The following is a 19,000-nucleotide window of genomic DNA, read 5'->3' as shown; positions in this document are numbered from 1 at the left end:
GAATGAAATGAGCGAAAGCCAACTCGCGCGTCTTGAGCGCGCCCATGCATCCATCGCCAAGCGGGCAGGGGCGCCAGCACCCATCGCCATCATGCTGGGGTCGGGGCTCGGCCAGCTCGCCGACCGGGTGGAGGATGCAGTCACGATCCCTTACGGAGAGGTCGAGGGCTTTCCGGTCTCCACCGCACCCGGCCACAAGGGCGCTTTCGTGATCGGCAATCTGGAAGGCCAGCGCGTGATCATGATGCAGGGCCGGCTGCATCTGTATGAAGGCTGGGCACCGCGCGATATTGCGCTTGCCGTCTATCTGCTCAAGCGCCTCGGTGCCGAAACGCTGATCGTTACCAATGCCGCCGGCTCGCTCAATCCCGACTATGAGCCCGGAGACGTGATGCTCATCGAGGATCACATGAACTTCACGGGGCTGAACCCGCTGGTCGGCCCCAATGACGATGAGATCGGCCTGCGTTTTCCCGACATGTCGCGCGCCTACGATCCAGACCTGCTCGAGCTCACGCGCAAAGCGGCGGATGCGGCTGGCATTTCCGTGCGGCAGGGCATCTATGCGGGCGTTCTGGGACCGTCCCTCGAAACCTCGGCGGAGCGCCGCTATTACCGCGCCTCGGGTTCGGATGCCGTCGGCATGTCGACGGTGACCGAGGTGATTGCCGCTGGCCACGCATCGCTGCCCGTCATCGGGCTTTCGGCCATCACCAACAAGGCGACCGGCGGGCCGGACCAGCAGCCCGACACGATCGAAGAGGTGTTTGCCAATGCCGAGATTGCCGGGCGCAAAATCGAGGCGATCCTGGCCGAGCTTCTGCCCAATCTGAAAGGAGCCTGATCATGGCTGCAACCATCCCACCCGTCGCATCACTGCTTGATCTCACCGGTCGCACGGTCATCGTCACCGGCGCCAGCGGCGGCATTGGTAGCGGCATCGCACGGCGGCTGCACGAGGCCGGCGCAAATGTGGTGTGCCACTACAATGACAACAAAGGCGCCGCCGAGGCGCTTGCCGGCGAACTTGGCGCGCGGGGTTTTGCTGCCGGCGGTGACCTTTCGAAGGAAGCCGAAACGGCCTCTCTCATGAAAGCGGCGCGTGAAAAATTCGGTGCTGTTCACGGCGTGGTCAACAACGCCGGATTCCAGCCCGTCGAGGCTCTCAGGCAGATCGATGAGGCCGGCTGGGCGCAGATGATGGCGATCAACACCGGCGCGCCGTTTCTCCTGACGCGCGCCTTTGCCGACCATGTCGAGGCGCGCGGTGGCGGTGGTGCCGTCGTCAACATTGCCTCCATCGAAGGGCATCAGCCGGCCCCCGGCCATGCCCATTATGCGGCCTCCAAGGCAGCGCTCTTGATGTTCACCAAGGCGGCAGCATTGGAGCTTGGCGGGCTTGGCATTCGCGTCAACTCCGTCTCTCCGGGTCTGATCCACCGCGATGGCATCGAGGAAGGATGGCCCGAAGGTGTGAACCGCTGGAAGGAGGCGGCACCGCTTGGCCGGCTCGGCCAGCCGGAGGATATCGGCGACGCCGCGCTCTTCCTTCTCTCAGAAGCTTCGCGCTGGGTGAGCGGGACGAACATCACGGTCGACGGTGGCGTCAGCGCCCGCTCGACCTGGTGAGAAACAAAACTGAAACAGACAATTACAACAAGAACCGGACTCAACCCGTGAGGTGGGTTCCGAAGAACGACAGGGGCTTGGAATGAAGGCACTTGAAGGCAAGGTCATTGCGGTGACCGGGGCAGCCGGCGGTATTGGCCGTGGCATCGCTCAGGCGATCATCGAGGCTGGCGGGCGCGTGGCACTGCTCGATCTGCCGGGGCCAAAACTCGAAGCGGCACTCAAGGATATTGGCGGCGAGCCCAATGTCATCGCGGCTGCAAGCGACGTGACCGACAGCGCCAGCATGGAGGCCGCATTCGCCGAAGTGGTCGCCCGCATGGGCAGGCTCGACGGGCTGGTCAACAATGCCGGCGTGGTGCGCCTCGGGGCGGCAGACAAACTGACCGGAGACGACATCGATCTCGAAATGGCGGTCAATGTGAAGGGCGTTCTGCTCGCCTCGCAGGCTGCCGCGTGCCAGATGGAAAAGGGCGGTGCGATCGTCAACATTGCCTCGAACGCCGGCAAGGTCGGCTATCCCAACATGGCCGGCTACAACGCCTCCAAGGCGGCGGTGATCAACCTGACCCGCTCGCTCTCGCTCGAATGGGCAGCGCGCGGCATCAACGTCAATGCCGTGTGTCCGGGCGGCGTGGCAACCGACATGCTCAAGACGGTGGCGGACTTCATCGTCGGCGGCGATGCGGCGAAGTCGGAAGAGATGATGAAGCAGATGGTCCCCGCACAGCTTGGGCGTCACATCCAGCCGGTCGAGGTGGGACGTGTGATTGTCTTCCTGTTGTCGGATGCGGCAACGATCATCCGCGGACAGTCCATCACCATTGATGGTGGCGACACGCCTTATTGATCGGCGCGCTGCCCTCGTGGTTCGACAGGCTCACCATGAGGGCCTTTGGCCTGGCGGCGGACGGCATGACGTTTGCCCATGGGGTTGATGCTGCCCTCATGGTTCGACAGGCTCATCATGAGGGCCTTTGGTGTGGCGGCGGGCGGCATCAAGGCGCCAGGAGAGGGCATCGATATAGCCCTCATGGTGAGCCTGTCGAACCACGAGGGCGGGGCGGTTTTCAGTTTTCCGGAAAACGCCTGAAAATTCCCGAAAACGATTCAGAAACAGGTGATTTTCCCGGATTTCTGAATCGTTTTCTGAAATTCACGCAGCGTTCGATTTCGCCCGGTCGGGGAAGAGTTTGGCGAGCCCTTCGGGGGAGGCATCGGCGATGCCGCGCTCGGTGATGAGGCCGGTGACGAGGCGGGCGGGTGTCACGTCGAAGGCCGGGTTGCCGGCGGGTGATGCCTCGGGTGAAATTCGCACCTGCCGCACCTTGCCGTCCTCATCCTTGCCCCAGACGAGAGAGACCTCGTCGCCTGAACGTTCCTCGATGGGAATTTCCTTCACGCCGTCATGCACCGTCCAGTCGATGGTGGGTGAGGGGAGTGCGACGTAGAAGGGGACATTGTTGTCCTTCGCCGCAAGCGCCTTCAGATAGGTGCCGATCTTGTTGCAGACATCGCCATCGGCGGTGGTGCGGTCGGTGCCGACGATCACCATGTCCACCATGCCGTGCTGCATGAGGTGCCCGCCGGCATTGTCCACCACCAGCGTGTGGGGAACGCCATGGCCGGCCATCTCCCAGGCGGTTAGCTGCGCGCCCTGATTGCGCGGGCGTGTTTCGTCCACATAGACATGAACGGCGATGCCCTCTTCAACGGCGTGGTAGATGGGCGAGGTGGCGGTGCCGAAATCGACGGTGGCGAGCCAGCCGGCATTGCAGTGGGTGAGAATGTTGACCGGCTCGCCGGGCTTCTTGCGGGCGGCGATCTGACGAATGATTTCCAGACCGTTCCGGCCGATGCTGCGGTTCAGTTCCACATCTTCGTCAGCGATTTCGGCGGCGCGCCTGTAGGCAGCCGCGGCGCGGTCGGCCTCGGGAATGTCGCGCAGGAGGCCGCGCATTTCATCCAGCGCCCAGCGCAGATTGATCGCGGTGGGGCGCGTCTCGTGGAGCTGTTCCCACACCGCATCGAGTGCGGCATCGGAAGCATCCTCGCGCATGCGCATGGCAACGCCATAGGCGGCGGTGACGCCGATCAGCGGCGCGCCGCGTACCCACATGTCGCGGATGGCGGTGGCGATGCCCTCGACGGTCTTCACGTTTTCAACGCGCAGCTCGTGCGGCAGCCAGCGCTGGTCGATGAGATCGACAGACCAGCCATCCTCGTTTACCCAGATGGTGCGGTAGTGCTTGTCTCCAACCTTCATGACAGTTTCCCCTGGTCGAGTGCTTCGGCCAGCCGATCGAGCTCGGCCAGCGATTGAATGTGATTGCGGTTGACGACGATATGGCGGCCGAATTTCAGCGCCGGTGCTTCACACGAAGCGCGCAGGCTCTCGTCGGCGATGTCCTCGAAATCGGCATTGTGGGCGAGGCCCAGAATGCGGCGGTGCATCTCGATGCCGGCAAAGCCCAGCATGTCGGTCCACAGATCGTGGATCACATGGTTGAGTGCCTGTTCGGCTGCGAGCCCGTCGTCCTGATCTTCATATAGGGCGGTTTGATAAAGAATTCCGCTGCGCTCGGTGCGCCACAGATGGGCGAACTCGTCGCGGAAGGTGGTCCATGTCTCGGAAATGACGCCAAGCAGATAGCCGCGCATGGAGGCGCGGCTGCCCTTTTCCTCATGCCCGCGCTGGGAGAAATAGGCCATCCAGTAATTGGCAAGCAACATGCCGACATCGAAGGCCATGGGGCCGTAGAAGGCGAATTCCGGATCGATGACGCGGGTGTCGTCCTTCGTGACCATGACGGAGCCCGAATGCAGGTCGCCATGCACCATGGTCTCGGCTTTCGATGCGAAGAGGTGCTTCATGCGCTGGGCGGCGACCTTCAGATCGCGGTCTGAACGCAGTTCCTTCACCAGCGCGTCGAGACCGGGCGTGTGCCGGTTCATCGGCGCTTCGAAATAGGGATCGGAAAAGACGAGATTTTCGGTGATGTCGCAAAGGTCGACATTGTCGGCGAAGAGGGCGAGATCGGCCTTGCGGTCTGCCGCCTTCATGGAAAGGTCGGACCCTCGGAAGAGGGTTCGGGCCATGAAAAGGCCGAGGTCCCTGCCGATCTTCGGCAGTTCCTGCCCCTCGATGAGAGCGCGGCGAAGAATGATGTGCGGGGACAGAAACTCCATGGCAATCAGGGCCTGAGTCTCATCGAAGTAATGGACGGCAGGCACGGTGCCGGGGGCTCGCTGCTCCTGACGTGTCAGCGCGTGATATTCGAAAAAGGAGCGCTTCAGGGGCAGGGGCCAGCTGTCGCCGACGAGCCGCACATAGGGCAATGCCTGCTTGATGATGAGCGTTTGCGCCTCACCTTCCACGATGAAGACGAGATTGAGATTGCCGTCGCCCACTTCGCGGACTTTCCAAGCGGCGGGCGTGCCCCCGAGACGGTCCGCAATCTCGGGGATGCTGCCAAGGCGATCCGACAGGGTTTCCACCGTCAAAGCCTCGAAGGCGTTCTCTTTCATCTCTCCGTCTCCTCCCTTTCGCACGCGAGCGCGCGACGTTTGCCCCTCATCCGCCTGCCGGCACCTTCTCCCCGCGTGCGGGGAGAAGGACGATGGCCATGGTGCCAGCGTCGTCAATTCTGATGCCACGCTACCAATGCTCTGTCATTTGTCAATCGTGTTGACAAATGCTTGTTATCTGATAGCGTCATATTGGGAGGAGAGCATGGGCGACACCGCCGTTTTTCGTATTGCCGGCCTGACCAAGGCATTCGGACCCAACGCTGTGTTGCGTGGAGTGGGGCTCGACCTGCGCGCTGGCGAGGTAACGGTTCTGATGGGCGCCAACGGCGCCGGCAAGTCGACGCTCGTCAAGATCATGAGCGGCGTTCACCGCGCCGACCGTGGTGTGATGATGCTGGGCGACAAGCCTTTCTCTCCTGCCACCCCGGCAGAAGCGATGCGCGCCGGCGTGGTGACGGTGCATCAGAACATCAATGACGGTGTGGTGGGCGCGCTCGACGTCGCCAGCAATCTGGTGCTCGACCGGCTGAATGGCGCGGGCAGCGGCTTCTTCTTCAATCCACGAAAGGTGCGGCGCGAGGCGCGCGAGGTGGCCGAGCGCATGGGACTCGGGATCGATCTCAGCGCCGAGGTGACCGACCTGCCGCTCGCCGACCGCCAGATGGTGGCCATTGCGCGCGCCATGGCGCATGAACCCCAGGTGATGATCCTCGACGAGCCCACCTCTTCGCTTTCAAGCAATGAGGCAGAACGGCTCTTTGCGCTGATCGAGCGGCTTCGGGCGCGCGGCGTCGCCATTCTCTACATTTCACACCGCATGTCGGACATTCGCCGTCTGGCCGACCGGATTGTCAGCCTGCGCGACGGGGCAATCGTCGGGCAGTTCGACGAGAAGCCGCTCGACTATGAAGGCGCGGTCAATGCCATGCTGGGGCAGAATCTCGGCCTTCACAGCATCGATGCGCGCGCTGCCGGCGCGTCGGTTTTCTCGGTCCGCGATCTGCGCATCGCACCGGGCGCAAAACCGCTTTCCATGGAACTGGGCGCGGGCGAGGTGGTGGCGGTAACGGGGCTTGTGGGTGTCGGCAAGACGCGGCTTGCCGAAACGCTGTTCGGCATTCATGCGCCGCTTGCCGGCTCCATGCAGCTCGATGGCAGGGCCTATGCGCCCAGGACGCCGGCCAGCGCGATCAGGGACGGCGTGTTCCTTGTCGCCAAGGACCGCGCCTCCACCGGCATCGTGCCGGAATTCAACATCTATGAGAATATGAGCCTGCCGTTTCTGCCGCGCTTCTCGAACATGAGCGTGACGCGGCGGCGGGCCGAGCGGCAGACCGCGCGCGAGCAGATTGCGGACCTCAAGATCGTCTGCCGCTCCGAGCGCGACGATCTGGCGACGCTTTCGGGCGGCAACCAGCAGAAGGTGACCGTGGCGCGCTGGCTGACGCAGCCCTCGCGGTTGCTCATCCTCGACGAGCCGTTTCAGGGCGTGGACATTGCCGCGCGCCATGACATTGCGGCCAAGCTGCGCGAAAGTGCGGGCGACCGCGCAACACTGGTCTTTCTGACCGAACTGGACGAGGCGCTGGAGACGGCGGACCGTATTCTCGTCATGTCCGAAAACACGATTGTCGGCGAGCATCGCAATGCCGACGTGGATATGGACCGGCTGCTGGCCGAAGTTGCCGGCCAGCGTCTGGAACCCGCAGGGAGCATTTAGAGAATGGACAGCCGTACGGCGGACAAGACCCCGGTTGAAACCCCGGCTGAGGCGCTGGCGCAGCCGAAAGACGGCCGCTCGCTGCGTGAGCTGGCGATCCGCTATGGCTTTCTCAGCCTCTTGGTGGGGCTGATCATCTTCTTCTCGCTTGCGACGCGCGGCTTCACCTCGCCGCAGGCGGCGGTCTTCATCCTGCAATCCGTTTCGATCACCGGCATTCTGGCGCTCGGCGTGACGGCGACGCTGGTGGTGGGCGGTTTCGACCTTTCCATCGGCTCCATCGCCACAAGCTCCATGATGGCGGCGGCCTATGTGATGGTGGTGCTGGAGCAAAACGCGCTGGTGGCGGTTCTGGTGTGCCTCGCCATCGGCGCGCTGGTCGGGCTGATCAATGGATTGATCATCTGCTACATGCGCGTGCCCGATCTTCTGGCGACGCTCGGCATGATGTTCCTTCTGATCGGCCTGCAGCGCATCCCGACCGAAGGACGCTCCATCGCCACCGGCATGACGCTGCCAGACGGGTCGACGGCCGAGGGTACGTTCAGCCAGGCCTTTCTGGCGCTCGGGCGACATCGGTTCGATCTTTTCATAGAGAACCTTGTGCCGGCCTCGGTGGTGGTGCTGATCGTGCTTGCCATCCTGATCTGGTTCTTCCTCGAATACACGCGGTTTGGCCGCATGATGTATGCGGTGGGGTCCAATGCGCGGGCTGCTGAGTTTGCCGGTGCTCCGGTCAAGGCCTATCGTATCTGGGCCTATGTGATCTCGGGCGTGTTTGCTTCCATCGGCGGCATTCTTCTGGCAGCGCGCCTGGGGCGCGGCGACATCGCATCGGGCAACAATCTGCTTCTGGATGCGGTGGCGGCGGCGCTGATCGGTTTTGCGGTGCTGGGCGCTGCCAAACCGAACGCATTCGGTACGGCGATCGGGGCGCTTTTTGTCGGTGTGCTCCTGCAGGGGCTGACCATGATGAACGTGCCGTATTACACACAGGATTTCGTCAAGGGCGCGGTGCTCGTCATCGCTCTGATCTTTACCTTTGCGCTGCTTGGGAGGAATGCCCGGTAGCGCCCGTTCAAGAGAAAACAGGCAGTGGAGGAGAAAGAGTATGGAAATTTCACGCAGACTTCTGGGCAAGATGGCCGTGGCGCTGGCCGGCGCGACCATGCTTCTGCCGGCAGCCGCCGGCGCGCAGGACAAGCCCGCGCCATTCGACAATCCGGGCGATGTGGAGATTGCGCTGGTGCGCTATCTTTCCACGGGCGACTTCTTCCAGGCCTATCTTTCGGGCGTGGAAAAGCAGGCTGAGGCGCTGGGTGTGAACCTGCGCGTGCTCGACAGCCGGCAGGACGCAGCCCTTCAGGCCGACATGGTGGATCAGGCGATTGCGCTTGGTGTTGATGGCATCATCATCCAGCACGGCCTGACAGAATCCATGAAGGAAGCCGCCCAGCGCGCCGTCGATGCGGGCATCAAGGTCGTGGCCTTCGACGTGAATGTCGAGAATGACGCGATCCCGCAGATCGAACAGTCCGACCGGGATCTGGCGCGTCTGGCGCTGGAGCAGGCCGTTGCCGACAATGGCGAAGCGTGGAAGGCGGGCTATGTCTATGTGGCCGGCATCGCGCCGCTCGACCGCCGCGACGAGACCTGGCGCGAGTTCAAGGAGAAATATTCGGGCATCGAGGAAGTGGCGCAGTTCGGCACGCTCGACAATCCCATCGCCAATTCGGTCGCCAATCAGGCGCGCTCGGTGGTGACGGCGAACCCGGACATTCAGGTCATGTTCGCGCCCTATGACGAATTCGCCAAGGGCGTGAAGATCGCCGTGGACGAGGCGGGTCTTTCCGACAGCATCAAGATCTATTCGGCGGATGTTTCGACGGCTGACATTTCGGCCATGCGCGAGCCGGGTAGCGCCTGGGTTGCGACGGCTGCCACCAACCCCGCCGTTGTGGGCGAGGTTTCGGTGCGCGCGCTCGCCATGCTTCTGGCCGGCGAGGAGCCGGGCAAGAGCGTGATCGTCCCGCCGACGCTGATCACCCAGCAGGCGCTGAACGATGGCGACATCAAAAACATGGACGACCTCTCGGCGAAGATGCCGCAGTTTGCCCATGCCGATGTGGCGGTGCCGGACTGGATGCCGCTGCCTGCGCGCGACTGAGGCAGCGCTAGAATGGATCGACGAGGGCGGCTTTCGGGTCGCCCTTTTTGTTTTGCCGTTCAGGCATGGATACCCGGCTCGGGGGCCGGGTATGACGAATTGGGGGTGGGGGCGATGCAAATCGTCGGCGTTCGAGATTGACGCCGCTGCTTCTGCTTTTCGTCACCCTCGGGCCCCGACCCGAGGGGCCATGCCGGCATGGTCAATGCTCGTACGTCAGCGCTCTTACGGCAGGGTGGGTGGGATGTTGCGCGGGCCCAATGTCGTGCGAGAATGGATCGGTGAGGGCGGCTTTCGGGTCGCCCCTTTTTGTTTTGCGCGGAGATGATGGTGCGTGCCCTTTCCCTCGGCCCTTCGACAAGCTCAGGATGAGGGAAAGGGCAGGGAAACGGGGTGCGGCTTGATGGGGGAACGTGGCTCGTGGTGACGTGGCAACGAGAGCCCTCATCCTGAGCTTGTCGAAGGGCGAGGGCGGAATGGAGGGGCGATCTTTGCAGTGTTGGCGCTCGCCCCTCATCCGCCTGCCGGCACCTTCTCCCCGCTGGCGGGGAGAAGGAAAGTGCGGAGAGGGTGGTGGAGCTGTTTCAACGTTGCACTTGAAGGAGTGAAAATCGAAGCTTCCTCCTTCTCCCCGTTCACGGGGAGAAGGTGCCGGCAGGCGGATGAGGGGCCTGCCGGGTTTCTCTATATCAGCGCAGTGCTGCCGCGATATTGCCGCCGTCGACGGTGGTGACGTCGGCGGTGGTGCGTTCGGCAAGGGCGTGGTTCAGGAAGGCCTGCGCCACGTCCTCGGCGCGGACCTCGAGGCCGAGAAGATTGCCGCCCATATAATCCTTCTCCGAGACGCCGCGCGCGGTGGAGCGGTTGGCGATCATCTCGTTGGTCAGGAGGCCCGAGCGGATGCGGTCGGCGTTGACGGCGTTGGAGCGCACGCCGATGGAGCCGTAGTCCAGAGCATATTGGCGCGAGAGGAACAGCGTTGCCGCCTTGGGCAGGCCATAGGCGCCGAAATTCGCACCCGGATTGACCGCCTGCTTGGAGGCGTTGAAGAGCAGCACGCCGCCCGTGCCCTGCTGTTTGAAGAGGCGCACCGCATTCTGCGCCACACTCTGATGGGCGAAGAAGTTGAGCTCAAAGCTCTGGCGCAGCGTGGCGTCTTCCAGATCGCCGATCTTGCCTTCCCATGCGGCACCCGCATTGGAAACGACGATGTCGACACCGCCGAACACATCGCGCGCCTTGTCGAAGGCGGCGCGAACGGCGGTGGCGTCGGTCACGTCGGCACCGATGCCGATGGCGGCATTGCCGATTGATTTCGCGATCTCTTCGGCCTTGTCGGCATGCATGTCGACGACGACCACATGGGAACCCTGCGATGCGAAAAGTTTTGCCGTGGCGGCACCGATGGCGCCCGCGCCGCCGGTGACCAGCGTGACCTGGCCGGAAAGCGGCTTGGGCTTGTTGGAGGCGAGCTTGGCCTGCTCAAGCGACCAGTATTCCAGCTCGAAGAGGTCAGACAGCGCCAGCGGGTGGAAGGAGCCGATGGCCTCGGCACCGGTGACCGCTTCCACCAGCATCTCGCCCACATCGGCGGCGATCTTCGCCTCCTTCATGCTGCGGCCATGGCCGATGAGGCCGAGACCGCGCACCAGTGTCAGGCGCGGCATGGTGTCGAGCATGGTGCGCTCGACATCGTCGGCAGCGTTGTTGGTCTCGAAATAGTCCTTGTAGCGGGCCGAGAACTCGGCGACCTTTTCGCGGATCACCTTGCCATAGTCATCGAGCTTGCCAGCCTCCGGTGCGGGCAGAACCATGGGGCCGGTCTTGATGCGGATCGAAAGGTCCGGCGTCGAGACGCCGTGTGTGGCGAGCTCTTCGGCCGTGTCGGCGTTCACATAATCGAGGATTTTCGGTGAGGTGCGGAAGTCGCAGACCATGCGGCCATATTTGCCCTCGCCCTCGTCAATGGCGATCGCGCCGCGCAGATAGGGCATGATCTCGGACGGCGTGGCGAGTTCCTTGGGAAGCGCCACCGGCTTGAAGGGAGCCTTGCCGTGCTTGGCGACGTAATCCTCGGCCATGGTAACGAACTCGATCATGAGATCGTAGGCGGTCTTCGCGTCTTCGGCGAAGGTGAAGATGCCGTGCTTGTCGAGGATCAGGCCTTCGACGGACGGGTACTTGTCGTAGATGTCGGCTGCTTCCTTGGCGAGGTCGAAGCCCGGCTTGATGTAGGGCACGAAGCCGAGCCGGTCGCCGAAGACCTTTTTGCAGAGCGCTTCGGAATCCTTCTGATCGACCAGCGCGAGGATGGCGGTCGAGTGGGTGTGGTCGACGAATTTGTGCGGGAGGAAGGCGTGCAGAAGGGTCTCGATGGACGGGTTCGGAGAGCCCGGATCGATGAGGTTGGCGCGCTGCATGGCGACCATGTCTTCATCAGCCAGGGCATCGAGCTTGCGGGCGGCAAGGAGCGCGTCCATCTTGACGGCAGGCAGGCCCTGCGGCTCGATCACGCCCATGTCCCAGCCGCTGCCCTTGACGCACAGAACATCATACTCGCGGCCCAGAATGTCGGTGGCTTTGCTTTTCAGCGAGGTGTTGCCGCCGCCATGCAGGACAAGGCGCGGCTCGCCGCCCAGAAGTCGGGTCGTATAGACGCGCAGCGCCAGATCGCGGTCGACGCCCTTTGCGGCGTAGTGCTCGACGAGCTTTTCGGCTTCGCTGTCTTTCCAGAGGTTCTGCATGTCTGTCCTGTACGTGTCTTGAAGGGTTGCGCTTGCCGGCGTGGATCAGGCCGGCGTGGGTTCACTGGCGATGTGATGCTTCAGAAGCTTCGTCGCCATGGATGACGTGGTCACCAGATGGGTGAAGAAACGGCCGGCGATGGCGGCCTGCAGGGGCTCGAACTTCTCGTCTTCCTGAACCACCATCAGGCGCTTCGGTATGGCGCGGATGGCGTCGAAATCGCCCGAGATCATGCGCCGGTTGTAGTCGCAGTCGAGCAGCGTGCCGTCGGCGGTGATGATCTGCCCGGCGATGACGCCGGTCGCGCCCATCGCTTTCAGTCGCTCAAGCTCGGCCACGCTGAGAGCACCGCATTTGATGACATGGCTGTCGGTATCGAGCGCGCCGACCGTGAACAGCGCCAGATCGCATGCGCCGATGCCGTCGAGCTGCTCGCGGATGACGGGCTCTTCGCGCAGGGCGCGCGCGAGTTCCTCGGTGCGGAGCACGAGAGGCGCATAGAAGTTCAGACCCTTGGCGTTCAGCCGCCGGGCGATTTCCATCGTGCACTGGTCGGGGCGATAGGCATAGGGCGAGCCGAGATTGCCGCACATTTCCACGACCGTGACCCCCTCGCGGTCGGCATAGCTCATCGCGTCGGCGATGTCGTAGACGGTGCGTCCCCACGCCACGCAGACGCGATCGCCATTCTCGACCATTTCGAGAAAGACATTGGCAGCCAGGGTCGGGATTTCGGCGGCAGGCGAGGGCGAGAGAGAATCCTCACCCACGAGCCAAACGGTCTCCAGATCAAAGGCATCCTCCATCTGGCGCGCAAGGCGCTCGCCACTGAAAAGATGCGTGGAGGTGGAGATGTTGACGATGCCGGCCTCGCGCGCCTTGCGCAGGTAAAGCGCCACCGACGCGCGCGAAATGTTCAGCCGCCGCGCGACTTCGTCCTGACGCAGGCCATGCGTATAATAAAGCCAGGCGGCCTTGTGTATGATCTGCTCTGCAGGACGATAAGCCATTCCGCGCCTCCTTTCGACATTATTCACGGCGATTGACAAAAGTCAATTCACCGTCGGGAAGAAGGGGCAGGCTCGGGGAGCGGGAGATCGGGGGAGCGGGAAGACGCGAGAGGTCGGGGAGGCGGTGCCATTGTGGCGCGGCTCGCCGACCAGGATGAGGTGGCTGGCCGGCTCGATCGGGATGCAGGCATGAGAAAGGCCGGGATGCGGATACATCCCGGCCTTCGCCATGTTTTGTGACGTCGGGCAGCGCGGCCTGCGCTGCCGGGCGATCAGTAACCGCGCGGGCAGCGTGCCTCGTAGCGACGGCCGTATTCGTCGCGGTAGATGCAGCGGTTGCTGTTTTCTGATGCGCGACCGACGAGGGCGCCGGCCACGGTGCCGATGGCGCCGCCGATGATGGCACCCTCAACCTTGTTGCCCGAGGCGAGCGCGCCGATGGCCGCGCCGCTGGCGCCACCGAAAGCAGCGCCCTGCTCGGTGGGTGTGCAGGCCGCGACACCGAGAAGCAGTGCTGGTACGAGAAGAAGTGACTTTTTCATGGATCCTCTCCAATTGGTTCCTTGTTCATAAGCCGCAGACACTGATTTGGTTCCGTCTGTAGCCGTCCGAATAATGATGTCCCTATAGCGATATAGCATGGACATGAAATCCGGCAAAACTCCGTTAGACAAGCGCAGTTTGTGTCTATTTCTCGTCTTCTTGTGTGAGTTAGACCACTGAAATCAACGCGAATTTCATCGCGAAGTGCAGATTTTGGCTTTTTCTGGGCAGAAATTTGGCTTGATGGGGTTCCATCTGCCTTCTATTTGCCCGACCCTGGTCTCAATCCACACGGTCGAAGTCGCATACAGACAATGTGCGATGGCGTTTTTGGGCCACCCTTCAATGTGTGGAGGAGTGTTCCGGGGACGGGTGGCCATTCTGTCGTTCGCTTCCAGCTCTCGGACAGAAATGGAGTGAGACATGTCAAATGAAATCATTGAGGAGGACCACGGGCTTGAACCGGGGCAGGACAATATTCGTCTGCTTGGTCTCGACGTTCATAACCCCGTTTTCTTCGTTTCCGCCGTGCTGATTGTCGCTTTCGTGATCGTGACACTGATTTTTCGCGATGCAGCGGGCGACGTTCTGGGCGGTCTTCGGGTCTGGCTGACCTCGACCTTCGACTGGGTGTTCATGCTGTCGGCCAATCTGTTTGTGCTGTTCTGCATCGTGGTCGCGCTGACCCCCCTTGGCAAGGTTCGGCTGGGCGGCAAGGATGCGGTGCCCGAATATTCCTATTCCGGCTGGTTTGCCATGCTCTTCGCCGCTGGCATGGGCATCGGTCTGATGTTCTTCGGCGTTCTCGAACCAATGTATCATTTCAACAACCCGCCGCTCGGCCTCGAGGCGCCGCTTGCCGATGGCGAGCTCGTCGCGAGCGCGGTGCCGGCAGCCCGTGAAATGGGCATGGCGGCGACCATCTTCCATTGGGGGCTGCATCCCTGGGCGATTTATGCCGTTCTGGCACTTTCGCTGTCGCTTGCCGCCTACAACAAGGGGCTGCCGCTATCCATCCGTTCGGCGTTCTACCCGATTCTGGGCGAACGGGTGCGCGGCTGGCCCGGTCACTTGATCGACATTATGGCCGTCTTCGCAACGCTCTTTGGTCTTGCAACTTCCCTCGGCTTTGGCGCCTCGCAGGCCCTTGCCGGGTTGAACGAGCTTTATGGTGTTCCGAACACGGACACGATCAAGGTTCTGCTCATCATGGGCATCACCTGTGTAGCACTGGTTTCCGTGGTGGCGGGGCTGGATGCCGGCGTGAAGCGCCTTTCCGAGATCAACATGGTGCTCGCCATCCTTCTTCTGCTGTTCGTCATTATCTTTGGCCCGACACTGGCGATCATCACCGGCTTTTTCTCCAACACATGGTCCTATGTGAAGGAGCTGCCCGAACTGTCGAACTGGATCGGTCGTGAAGACACAGGCTTCATGCATGGCTGGACCACGTTCTACTGGGCGTGGTGGATTTCCTGGTCGCCCTTCGTGGGCATGTTCATCGCCCGCGTTTCGAAGGGGCGCACGGTGCGTGAGTTCATCGTCTGCGTACTCATCATTCCGACACTGGTTTCGATCCTCTGGATGACCACGTTCGGCGGCACGGCGATGAACCAGTTCCTTGCGGAAGGCTATACGGGCGTTCAGCAGACGGTGGTGGATTATGTACCGGAACTTTCGCTGTTCGCGATGCTGGCTGATCTGCCGCTGGCCGGTATCAGCTCACTGATCGGCATCATTCTGGTGGTTGTCTTCTTCGTGACGTCGTCGGATTCCGGTTCGCTGGTGATCGACACGATCACCGCCGGCGGCAAGATCGATGCTCCGGTGGCGCAGCGTGTCTTCTGGGCGCTTTTCGAGGGCCTGGTCGCGATCGTGCTTCTGCTCGGTGGCGGGCTGGCCGCGCTTCAGGCCGGTGCGATTGCAACGGGCTTCCCGTTCGCCATCCTTCTGATGGTCATGCTCTACGCCACCTTCAAGGCGCTGCGGCATGAAAGGGCAAGCGGGAACTAGATCGCCGTGCGTCCATCCGGACGCACAAAGGACGATCTAGACGATTGATGGAGCATCGGAATAAACCGAAAACCGGTTTCCACTTTTCGGTCCGATGCTCTAGATCGCCGTGCGTCCATCTGAACGTACAAAGGGCCCCGGCATGGACCTGCCGGGGCTCTTTGATTCAGTCAGGTTCCGCCCTGAGCGGGTGTGCCGGCTTTGGAGACCGCTGCCAGGTAGTCGCGATAGCTCACGCATTTCACATCTTCCATGATACAGACGTCTTCTGCGAAACGCTCCAGCGCGTTCCAGTAGGCGCCATCGTTCATCAGGGTAAAATGAAAGCCGAGCTGGAAGGGTGTGCGACGTCCGGCATACTCTTTCTCGAAGGTGGCCATGAAGGCATCATAGGTTCGCTGCTCAAAGGAGGCAGCAGCCTCCGGCTTCTCCTTGCCGCCGGAATGGCGCACATAGAGATTGTAGTCCATGGCGATGATCTGTCTGTCGCGCGGTCCCTCCGGTATCAGCGGAAGCGAGAAATGCGCGACGCCATTGCGTGTTCTGGGCAGGACAGGGCCGCGTGAAACGGTGCTCGCGTCATAGGCGAAGCCCGCTTTCTCGAGTGTCTTGAAAAGCCCCTTGTTTGTGGACAGATACGGTGCCCTGAAACCGCGAATTTCCCTGCGCGCGAAATCCTGCCAGCCCCGGGGTTCTCCATCGATCCCGTTCAGTTTCCACGCATCGGCGACAATCGTCGTGAACTGGTCGAATTCCTGCGCCCAGTCGTCGGTGCTCCAGTTCTTCCCGTCGAAATGCCCACAGCCATGGCTTGCCACTTCGTGTCCTTCGGAACGGGCGGTCCAGATCTGGCCGAGCCGGCCCTCGACATCCTCGCGTGAATAGCCGCTTCCCACATTCGAGCGCCCGCGCGGCATGCCGGGGGCCTCGTAGGCTTTGCGCGTTTCGGGCGAGAGCAGATAAACGCAGGACAGAAAATAGGTGAAGCGGGCACCGGTCTTCTGGCCGAGCGCGCGACTGCGCTCCCACTGTTCCAGGTGCAGGGCCCCATCGAAGGAAATGATCACATATTGCGGCTTCTGCGCTTTCGCGGCGTCGCCGGCAAAACAGGAACCTGTCAACGCCAGCGCGGTCGCGCCGGCGCAGAGAAATTTGAGCATCATCGGGCAATCCAGTATGCAAATCGAAGCGGGCAGCGTTACCGCCCAAATATGGCCGAGTTTGGAAAGCAGCACCGTTGCGCTGCGGCTGATGTTGACTTCAAATCAACAGAATCGGGACGAAATGGCGGCCCCCCCTTCCATGGCGGCAAATTTAGTCTAAAAAGCCCGGAACCGGAAAAGCGCGGGAAATTCCCGCCAGACATGGGTCGCATATGTCCGACGACAGTTTCATTCGCGAAGTCAACGAAGAGCTCCGCCAGGATCAGTTCAAATCTCTTTGGCGTCGTTTCGGGCCCATTGCTATTGGTGCCGCCGTGCTGCTCGTGGTCGCGACCGCAGGCTATGTCGGCTATGAGCGCTGGACCTCCTCGCGCGCAAACGCCTCGGGCGATGCCTTTTCCCAGGCACTGGAACTGGCCCGCCAGGGCGAGAACGACGAAGCGCTGGCCGCGTTCAAGGAACTGGAAGAGGGCGGTTACGGCTCCTATCCGCTTCTGGCGCGCATGCGCGCTGCCACGGTTCTGGCCGCCGATGGCGATACCGAAGGGGCTGTCGCTGCCTTCGATGCGATTGCCGCGGACAGGTCCGTGACCGATGTGATCGCCGACATCGCCCGCCTGCGCTCCGGGCTTCTGCTGGTGGATCACGGTTCCTATACGGACGTCTCCGCGCGGGTTGAAACGCTGACGGCTGACGGCAACGCGCTGCGCCACACTGCGCGCGAAGCGCTCGGGCTCTCCGCATGGAAAGAGGGAAGGCGTGACGACGCGCTGCAGCTCTTCCAGCAGATTTCCGGCGATGCCGAGGCACCCCGCAACACGCGCCAGCGTGCCGAAATGATGATCGAGCTGATTCTCGGCTCGAGCCCGGCCGAATAGCCGGAACCGGTAAGCCGCCATGGCCTTCAAGCTTGCAATCATCGGCCGGCCGAATGTCGGCAAATCGACCCTGTTCAACCGGCTTGCCGGCCGACGCTTGGCCATTGTCGATGACACGCCGGGCGTGACGCGCGACCGCCGCTCGCATCCTGCCCGCCTTCAGGACCTCAAATTCGAGGTGATCGACACGGCCGGTCTGGAAAGCGCCGCCGCACCGACGCTGGAAGGCCGCATGCGCGCCCAGACGGAGCAGGCGATCGACGAGGCCGACATTGCGCTTTTCATGATCGATGCCCGCGCCGGTGTGATGCCTGACGATGCGACCTTCGCCAATCTTCTGCGCCGCAGCGGCAAGCCGGTCGTCCTCGTCGCCAACAAGATGGACGTGAATGCCGCCCGCAGCGGGGTTCTTGACGCATGGGAACTGGGGCTGGGCGATCCGGTCGAGGTTTCGGCGGAACACGGTCTCGGCATGTCCGACCTGCGTGACGCCATCGTCGAGGCGCTCGGCGAGGACCGGGCACTGGCGGAAGAGCCGGAAGAGGCCGTTCTCACGACGGATGAAATCACTGTCGGCGAGGACATCGAGCCCGATTCGGAAGAAGAGGCGGTTTACGATTCGTCCAGACCGTTGCGGATCGCCATTGTAGGGCGTCCCAATGTCGGCAAGTCGACGCTGATCAACGCGCTTCTCGGCGAGGAACGCATGCTGACGGGCCCCGAAGCCGGCATCACGCGCGATTCGATTTCCGTCGACTGGCAGTGGCGTGGCCGCAAGATCAAGCTGTTCGACACGGCCGGCATGCGCCGCAAGGCGCGCGTGCAGGAAAAGCTGGAAAAACTTTCCGTATCCGACGGGCTGCGCGCGGTGCGTTTTGCCGAAGTGGTGATCGTGGTCTTCGACGCGACCATCCCGTTCGAGAAACAGGACCTGCAGATCGCCGATCTGATCATCCGCGAGGGCAGGGCGCCGGTCATCGCCTTCAACAAATGGGATCTGATCGAGGACCGGCAGGAAACGCTCGCCGAACTGCATGAGAAGACGGCGCGGCTTCTGCCACAGGTGCGCGGGCTGCAGGCCGTTCCAATTTCTGCGGAGACCGGGCGCGGCTTCGACAAGCTTATGGAAGCGGTGGAAAAGACCCATCGCACCTGGAACAGCCGCATCTCAACCGGCCGTCTCAACCGGTGGCTGGAAGGCGCGACGGGGCAGCATCCGCCGCCGGCCGTGGCCGGACGCCGGCTCAAGGTCAAGTACATAACGCAGATCAAGACGCGCCCGCCGGGCTTTGTGGTCTCCTGCTCCCGGCCCGAGGCGATGCCGCAATCCTATGTACGCTATCTCATGAACGGCCTGCGCGAGACGTTCAATCTCTACGGCGTGCCGATCCGCGTGGCGCTGCGCACCTCGGACAATCCCTATGCGGGGCGAGCCAAGAAACGCCGCTGACGGCGCGGTATCCGGATTTCCATCGTGAGCGTGACGGGCTTTGCATTGCAGGGCCCGTTTTGCTTTGTCCTGGCCGTCAGATGGGCCCTTTGGATGGCCCGTTAACCAGTAATCAAGGTTAACCAAATATGGTTTTGGAAATTGGGTTGAG

The 19,000-nt window shown here is 62.4% G+C and carries 16 protein-coding genes; 10 read left to right on the top strand and 6 right to left on the bottom strand.

The window, feature by feature from the left end:
- The first annotated feature begins 7 nt into the window (after positions 1-7).
- The 4 genes from AC07E3_RS11190 to AC07E3_RS11175 all read left to right on the top strand — a co-directional run bounded on the left by AC07E3_RS11190 (position 8) and on the right by AC07E3_RS11175 (position 2,722).
- Positions 8-844, top strand: a complete 837-nt coding sequence (locus AC07E3_RS11190; protein WP_478361913.1) for a purine-nucleoside phosphorylase — start codon at positions 8-10, stop codon at positions 842-844.
- A gap of 2 nt (positions 845-846) precedes the next feature.
- Positions 847-1,629, top strand: coding sequence for an SDR family NAD(P)-dependent oxidoreductase (locus AC07E3_RS11185; protein ID WP_478361911.1), 783 nt, complete (start codon positions 847-849; stop codon positions 1,627-1,629).
- A gap of 82 nt (positions 1,630-1,711) precedes the next feature.
- Positions 1,712-2,479, top strand: a complete 768-nt coding sequence (locus AC07E3_RS11180) for an SDR family NAD(P)-dependent oxidoreductase (protein WP_478361909.1) — start codon at positions 1,712-1,714, stop codon at positions 2,477-2,479.
- Positions 2,480-2,557: 78 nt separating this feature from the next.
- On the top strand, positions 2,558-2,722 hold the full coding sequence (locus AC07E3_RS11175; protein WP_336066185.1) for a hypothetical protein: 165 nt from the start codon (positions 2,558-2,560) through the stop codon (positions 2,720-2,722).
- Positions 2,723-2,785: 63 nt separating this feature from the next.
- Here the strand turns inward: AC07E3_RS11175 and mtnA are convergent, their stop codons facing one another.
- Together mtnA and mtnK are read right to left on the bottom strand one after the other, a co-directional pair.
- A complete protein-coding gene (gene mtnA, locus AC07E3_RS11170; RefSeq protein WP_478361907.1) occupies positions 2,786-3,895 on the bottom strand; it encodes an S-methyl-5-thioribose-1-phosphate isomerase in 1,110 nt (369 codons plus the stop codon).
- On the bottom strand, positions 3,892-5,157 hold the full coding sequence (mtnK, locus tag AC07E3_RS11165; RefSeq protein WP_478361905.1) for an S-methyl-5-thioribose kinase: 1,266 nt from the start codon (positions 5,155-5,157) through the stop codon (positions 3,892-3,894). The genes mtnA and mtnK overlap by 4 nt, the downstream gene beginning before the upstream one ends.
- Before the next feature lie 205 nt (positions 5,158-5,362).
- Between mtnK and AC07E3_RS11160 the strand changes: the two genes are divergently transcribed.
- The 3 genes from AC07E3_RS11160 to AC07E3_RS11150 are packed head-to-tail and all read left to right on the top strand — an operon-like array spanning position 5,363 to position 9,047.
- Entirely contained in the window at positions 5,363-6,880 is a 1,518-nt protein-coding gene (locus tag AC07E3_RS11160) for a sugar ABC transporter ATP-binding protein (RefSeq protein WP_478361903.1), read from the top strand.
- Positions 6,881-6,883: 3 nt separating this feature from the next.
- Positions 6,884-7,951, top strand: coding sequence for an ABC transporter permease (locus tag AC07E3_RS11155; protein ID WP_245291769.1), 1,068 nt, complete (start codon positions 6,884-6,886; stop codon positions 7,949-7,951).
- Between the two features lie 40 nt (positions 7,952-7,991).
- Positions 7,992-9,047 (top strand): substrate-binding domain-containing protein, encoded by a 1,056-nt coding sequence (locus tag AC07E3_RS11150; protein ID WP_336066171.1) that lies wholly within the window; start codon positions 7,992-7,994, stop codon positions 9,045-9,047.
- Between the two features lie 689 nt (positions 9,048-9,736).
- Here AC07E3_RS11150 and AC07E3_RS11145 read toward each other — a convergent pair.
- From AC07E3_RS11145 to AC07E3_RS11135, 3 genes are all read right to left on the bottom strand, one after another.
- Complete coding sequence (locus AC07E3_RS11145; RefSeq protein WP_478361900.1) at positions 9,737-11,791, bottom strand: bifunctional aldolase/short-chain dehydrogenase; 2,055 nt, start codon at positions 11,789-11,791, stop codon at positions 9,737-9,739.
- A gap of 45 nt (positions 11,792-11,836) precedes the next feature.
- Positions 11,837-12,802 (bottom strand): sugar-binding transcriptional regulator, encoded by a 966-nt coding sequence (locus tag AC07E3_RS11140; RefSeq protein ID WP_478361898.1) that lies wholly within the window; start codon positions 12,800-12,802, stop codon positions 11,837-11,839.
- Between the two features lie 272 nt (positions 12,803-13,074).
- Positions 13,075-13,344, bottom strand: coding sequence for a YMGG-like glycine zipper-containing protein (locus AC07E3_RS11135; protein WP_229447620.1), 270 nt, complete (start codon positions 13,342-13,344; stop codon positions 13,075-13,077).
- A gap of 424 nt (positions 13,345-13,768) precedes the next feature.
- Between AC07E3_RS11135 and AC07E3_RS11130 the strand changes: the two genes are divergently transcribed.
- The gene (locus AC07E3_RS11130) at positions 13,769-15,358 is read left to right on the top strand and encodes a BCCT family transporter (RefSeq protein WP_065816118.1); all 1,590 of its coding nucleotides are present in this window, start codon (positions 13,769-13,771) and stop codon (positions 15,356-15,358) included.
- Positions 15,359-15,528: 170 nt separating this feature from the next.
- Here AC07E3_RS11130 and AC07E3_RS11125 read toward each other — a convergent pair whose 3' ends face one another.
- On the bottom strand, positions 15,529-16,518 hold the full coding sequence (locus AC07E3_RS11125) for a polysaccharide deacetylase family protein (protein WP_478362002.1): 990 nt from the start codon (positions 16,516-16,518) through the stop codon (positions 15,529-15,531).
- Positions 16,519-16,733: 215 nt separating this feature from the next.
- Here AC07E3_RS11125 and AC07E3_RS11120 point away from each other — a divergent pair, with 215 nt between their 5' ends.
- Positions 16,734-17,399 carry a tetratricopeptide repeat protein gene (locus AC07E3_RS11120; protein WP_336066161.1) on the top strand — a complete coding sequence of 222 codons (666 nt, stop codon included), beginning with the start codon at positions 16,734-16,736 and terminating at the stop codon, positions 17,397-17,399.
- 19 nt (positions 17,400-17,418) lie between these two features.
- A complete protein-coding gene (gene der, locus AC07E3_RS11115) occupies positions 17,419-18,849 on the top strand; it encodes a ribosome biogenesis GTPase Der (RefSeq protein ID WP_478361894.1) in 1,431 nt (476 codons plus the stop codon).
- Positions 18,850-19,000: the final 151 nt, after the last annotated feature.

The organism is Nitratireductor lacus (assembly GCF_056431025.1).
Note: the sequence above shows the minus strand (reverse complement) of the source record. Positions and strands in the feature narration are given on the sequence as shown.

Coding starts and splice junctions, on each gene's coding strand:
- AC07E3_RS11140 (WP_478361898.1), bottom strand. CDS start 12,802: ATGGCTTATCGTCCTGCAGAGCAGATCATACACAAGGCCGCCTGGCTT.
- AC07E3_RS11190 (WP_478361913.1), top strand. CDS start 8: ATGAGCGAAAGCCAACTCGCGCGTCTTGAGCGCGCCCATGCATCCATC.
- AC07E3_RS11185 (WP_478361911.1), top strand. CDS start 847: ATGGCTGCAACCATCCCACCCGTCGCATCACTGCTTGATCTCACCGGT.
- AC07E3_RS11120 (WP_336066161.1), top strand. CDS start 16,734: ATGTCCGACGACAGTTTCATTCGCGAAGTCAACGAAGAGCTCCGCCAG.
- mtnA (WP_478361907.1), bottom strand. CDS start 3,895: ATGAAGGTTGGAGACAAGCACTACCGCACCATCTGGGTAAACGAGGAT.
- der (WP_478361894.1), top strand. CDS start 17,419: ATGGCCTTCAAGCTTGCAATCATCGGCCGGCCGAATGTCGGCAAATCG.
- AC07E3_RS11180 (WP_478361909.1), top strand. CDS start 1,712: ATGAAGGCACTTGAAGGCAAGGTCATTGCGGTGACCGGGGCAGCCGGC.
- AC07E3_RS11135 (WP_229447620.1), bottom strand. CDS start 13,344: ATGAAAAAGTCACTTCTTCTCGTACCAGCACTGCTTCTCGGTGTCGCG.
- AC07E3_RS11130 (WP_065816118.1), top strand. CDS start 13,769: ATGTCAAATGAAATCATTGAGGAGGACCACGGGCTTGAACCGGGGCAG.
- AC07E3_RS11150 (WP_336066171.1), top strand. CDS start 7,992: ATGGAAATTTCACGCAGACTTCTGGGCAAGATGGCCGTGGCGCTGGCC.
- AC07E3_RS11125 (WP_478362002.1), bottom strand. CDS start 16,518: ATGCTCAAATTTCTCTGCGCCGGCGCGACCGCGCTGGCGTTGACAGGT.
- AC07E3_RS11160 (WP_478361903.1), top strand. CDS start 5,363: ATGGGCGACACCGCCGTTTTTCGTATTGCCGGCCTGACCAAGGCATTC.
- AC07E3_RS11155 (WP_245291769.1), top strand. CDS start 6,884: ATGGACAGCCGTACGGCGGACAAGACCCCGGTTGAAACCCCGGCTGAG.
- AC07E3_RS11145 (WP_478361900.1), bottom strand. CDS start 11,791: ATGCAGAACCTCTGGAAAGACAGCGAAGCCGAAAAGCTCGTCGAGCAC.
- AC07E3_RS11175 (WP_336066185.1), top strand. CDS start 2,558: ATGGGGTTGATGCTGCCCTCATGGTTCGACAGGCTCATCATGAGGGCC.
- mtnK (WP_478361905.1), bottom strand. CDS start 5,157: ATGAAAGAGAACGCCTTCGAGGCTTTGACGGTGGAAACCCTGTCGGAT.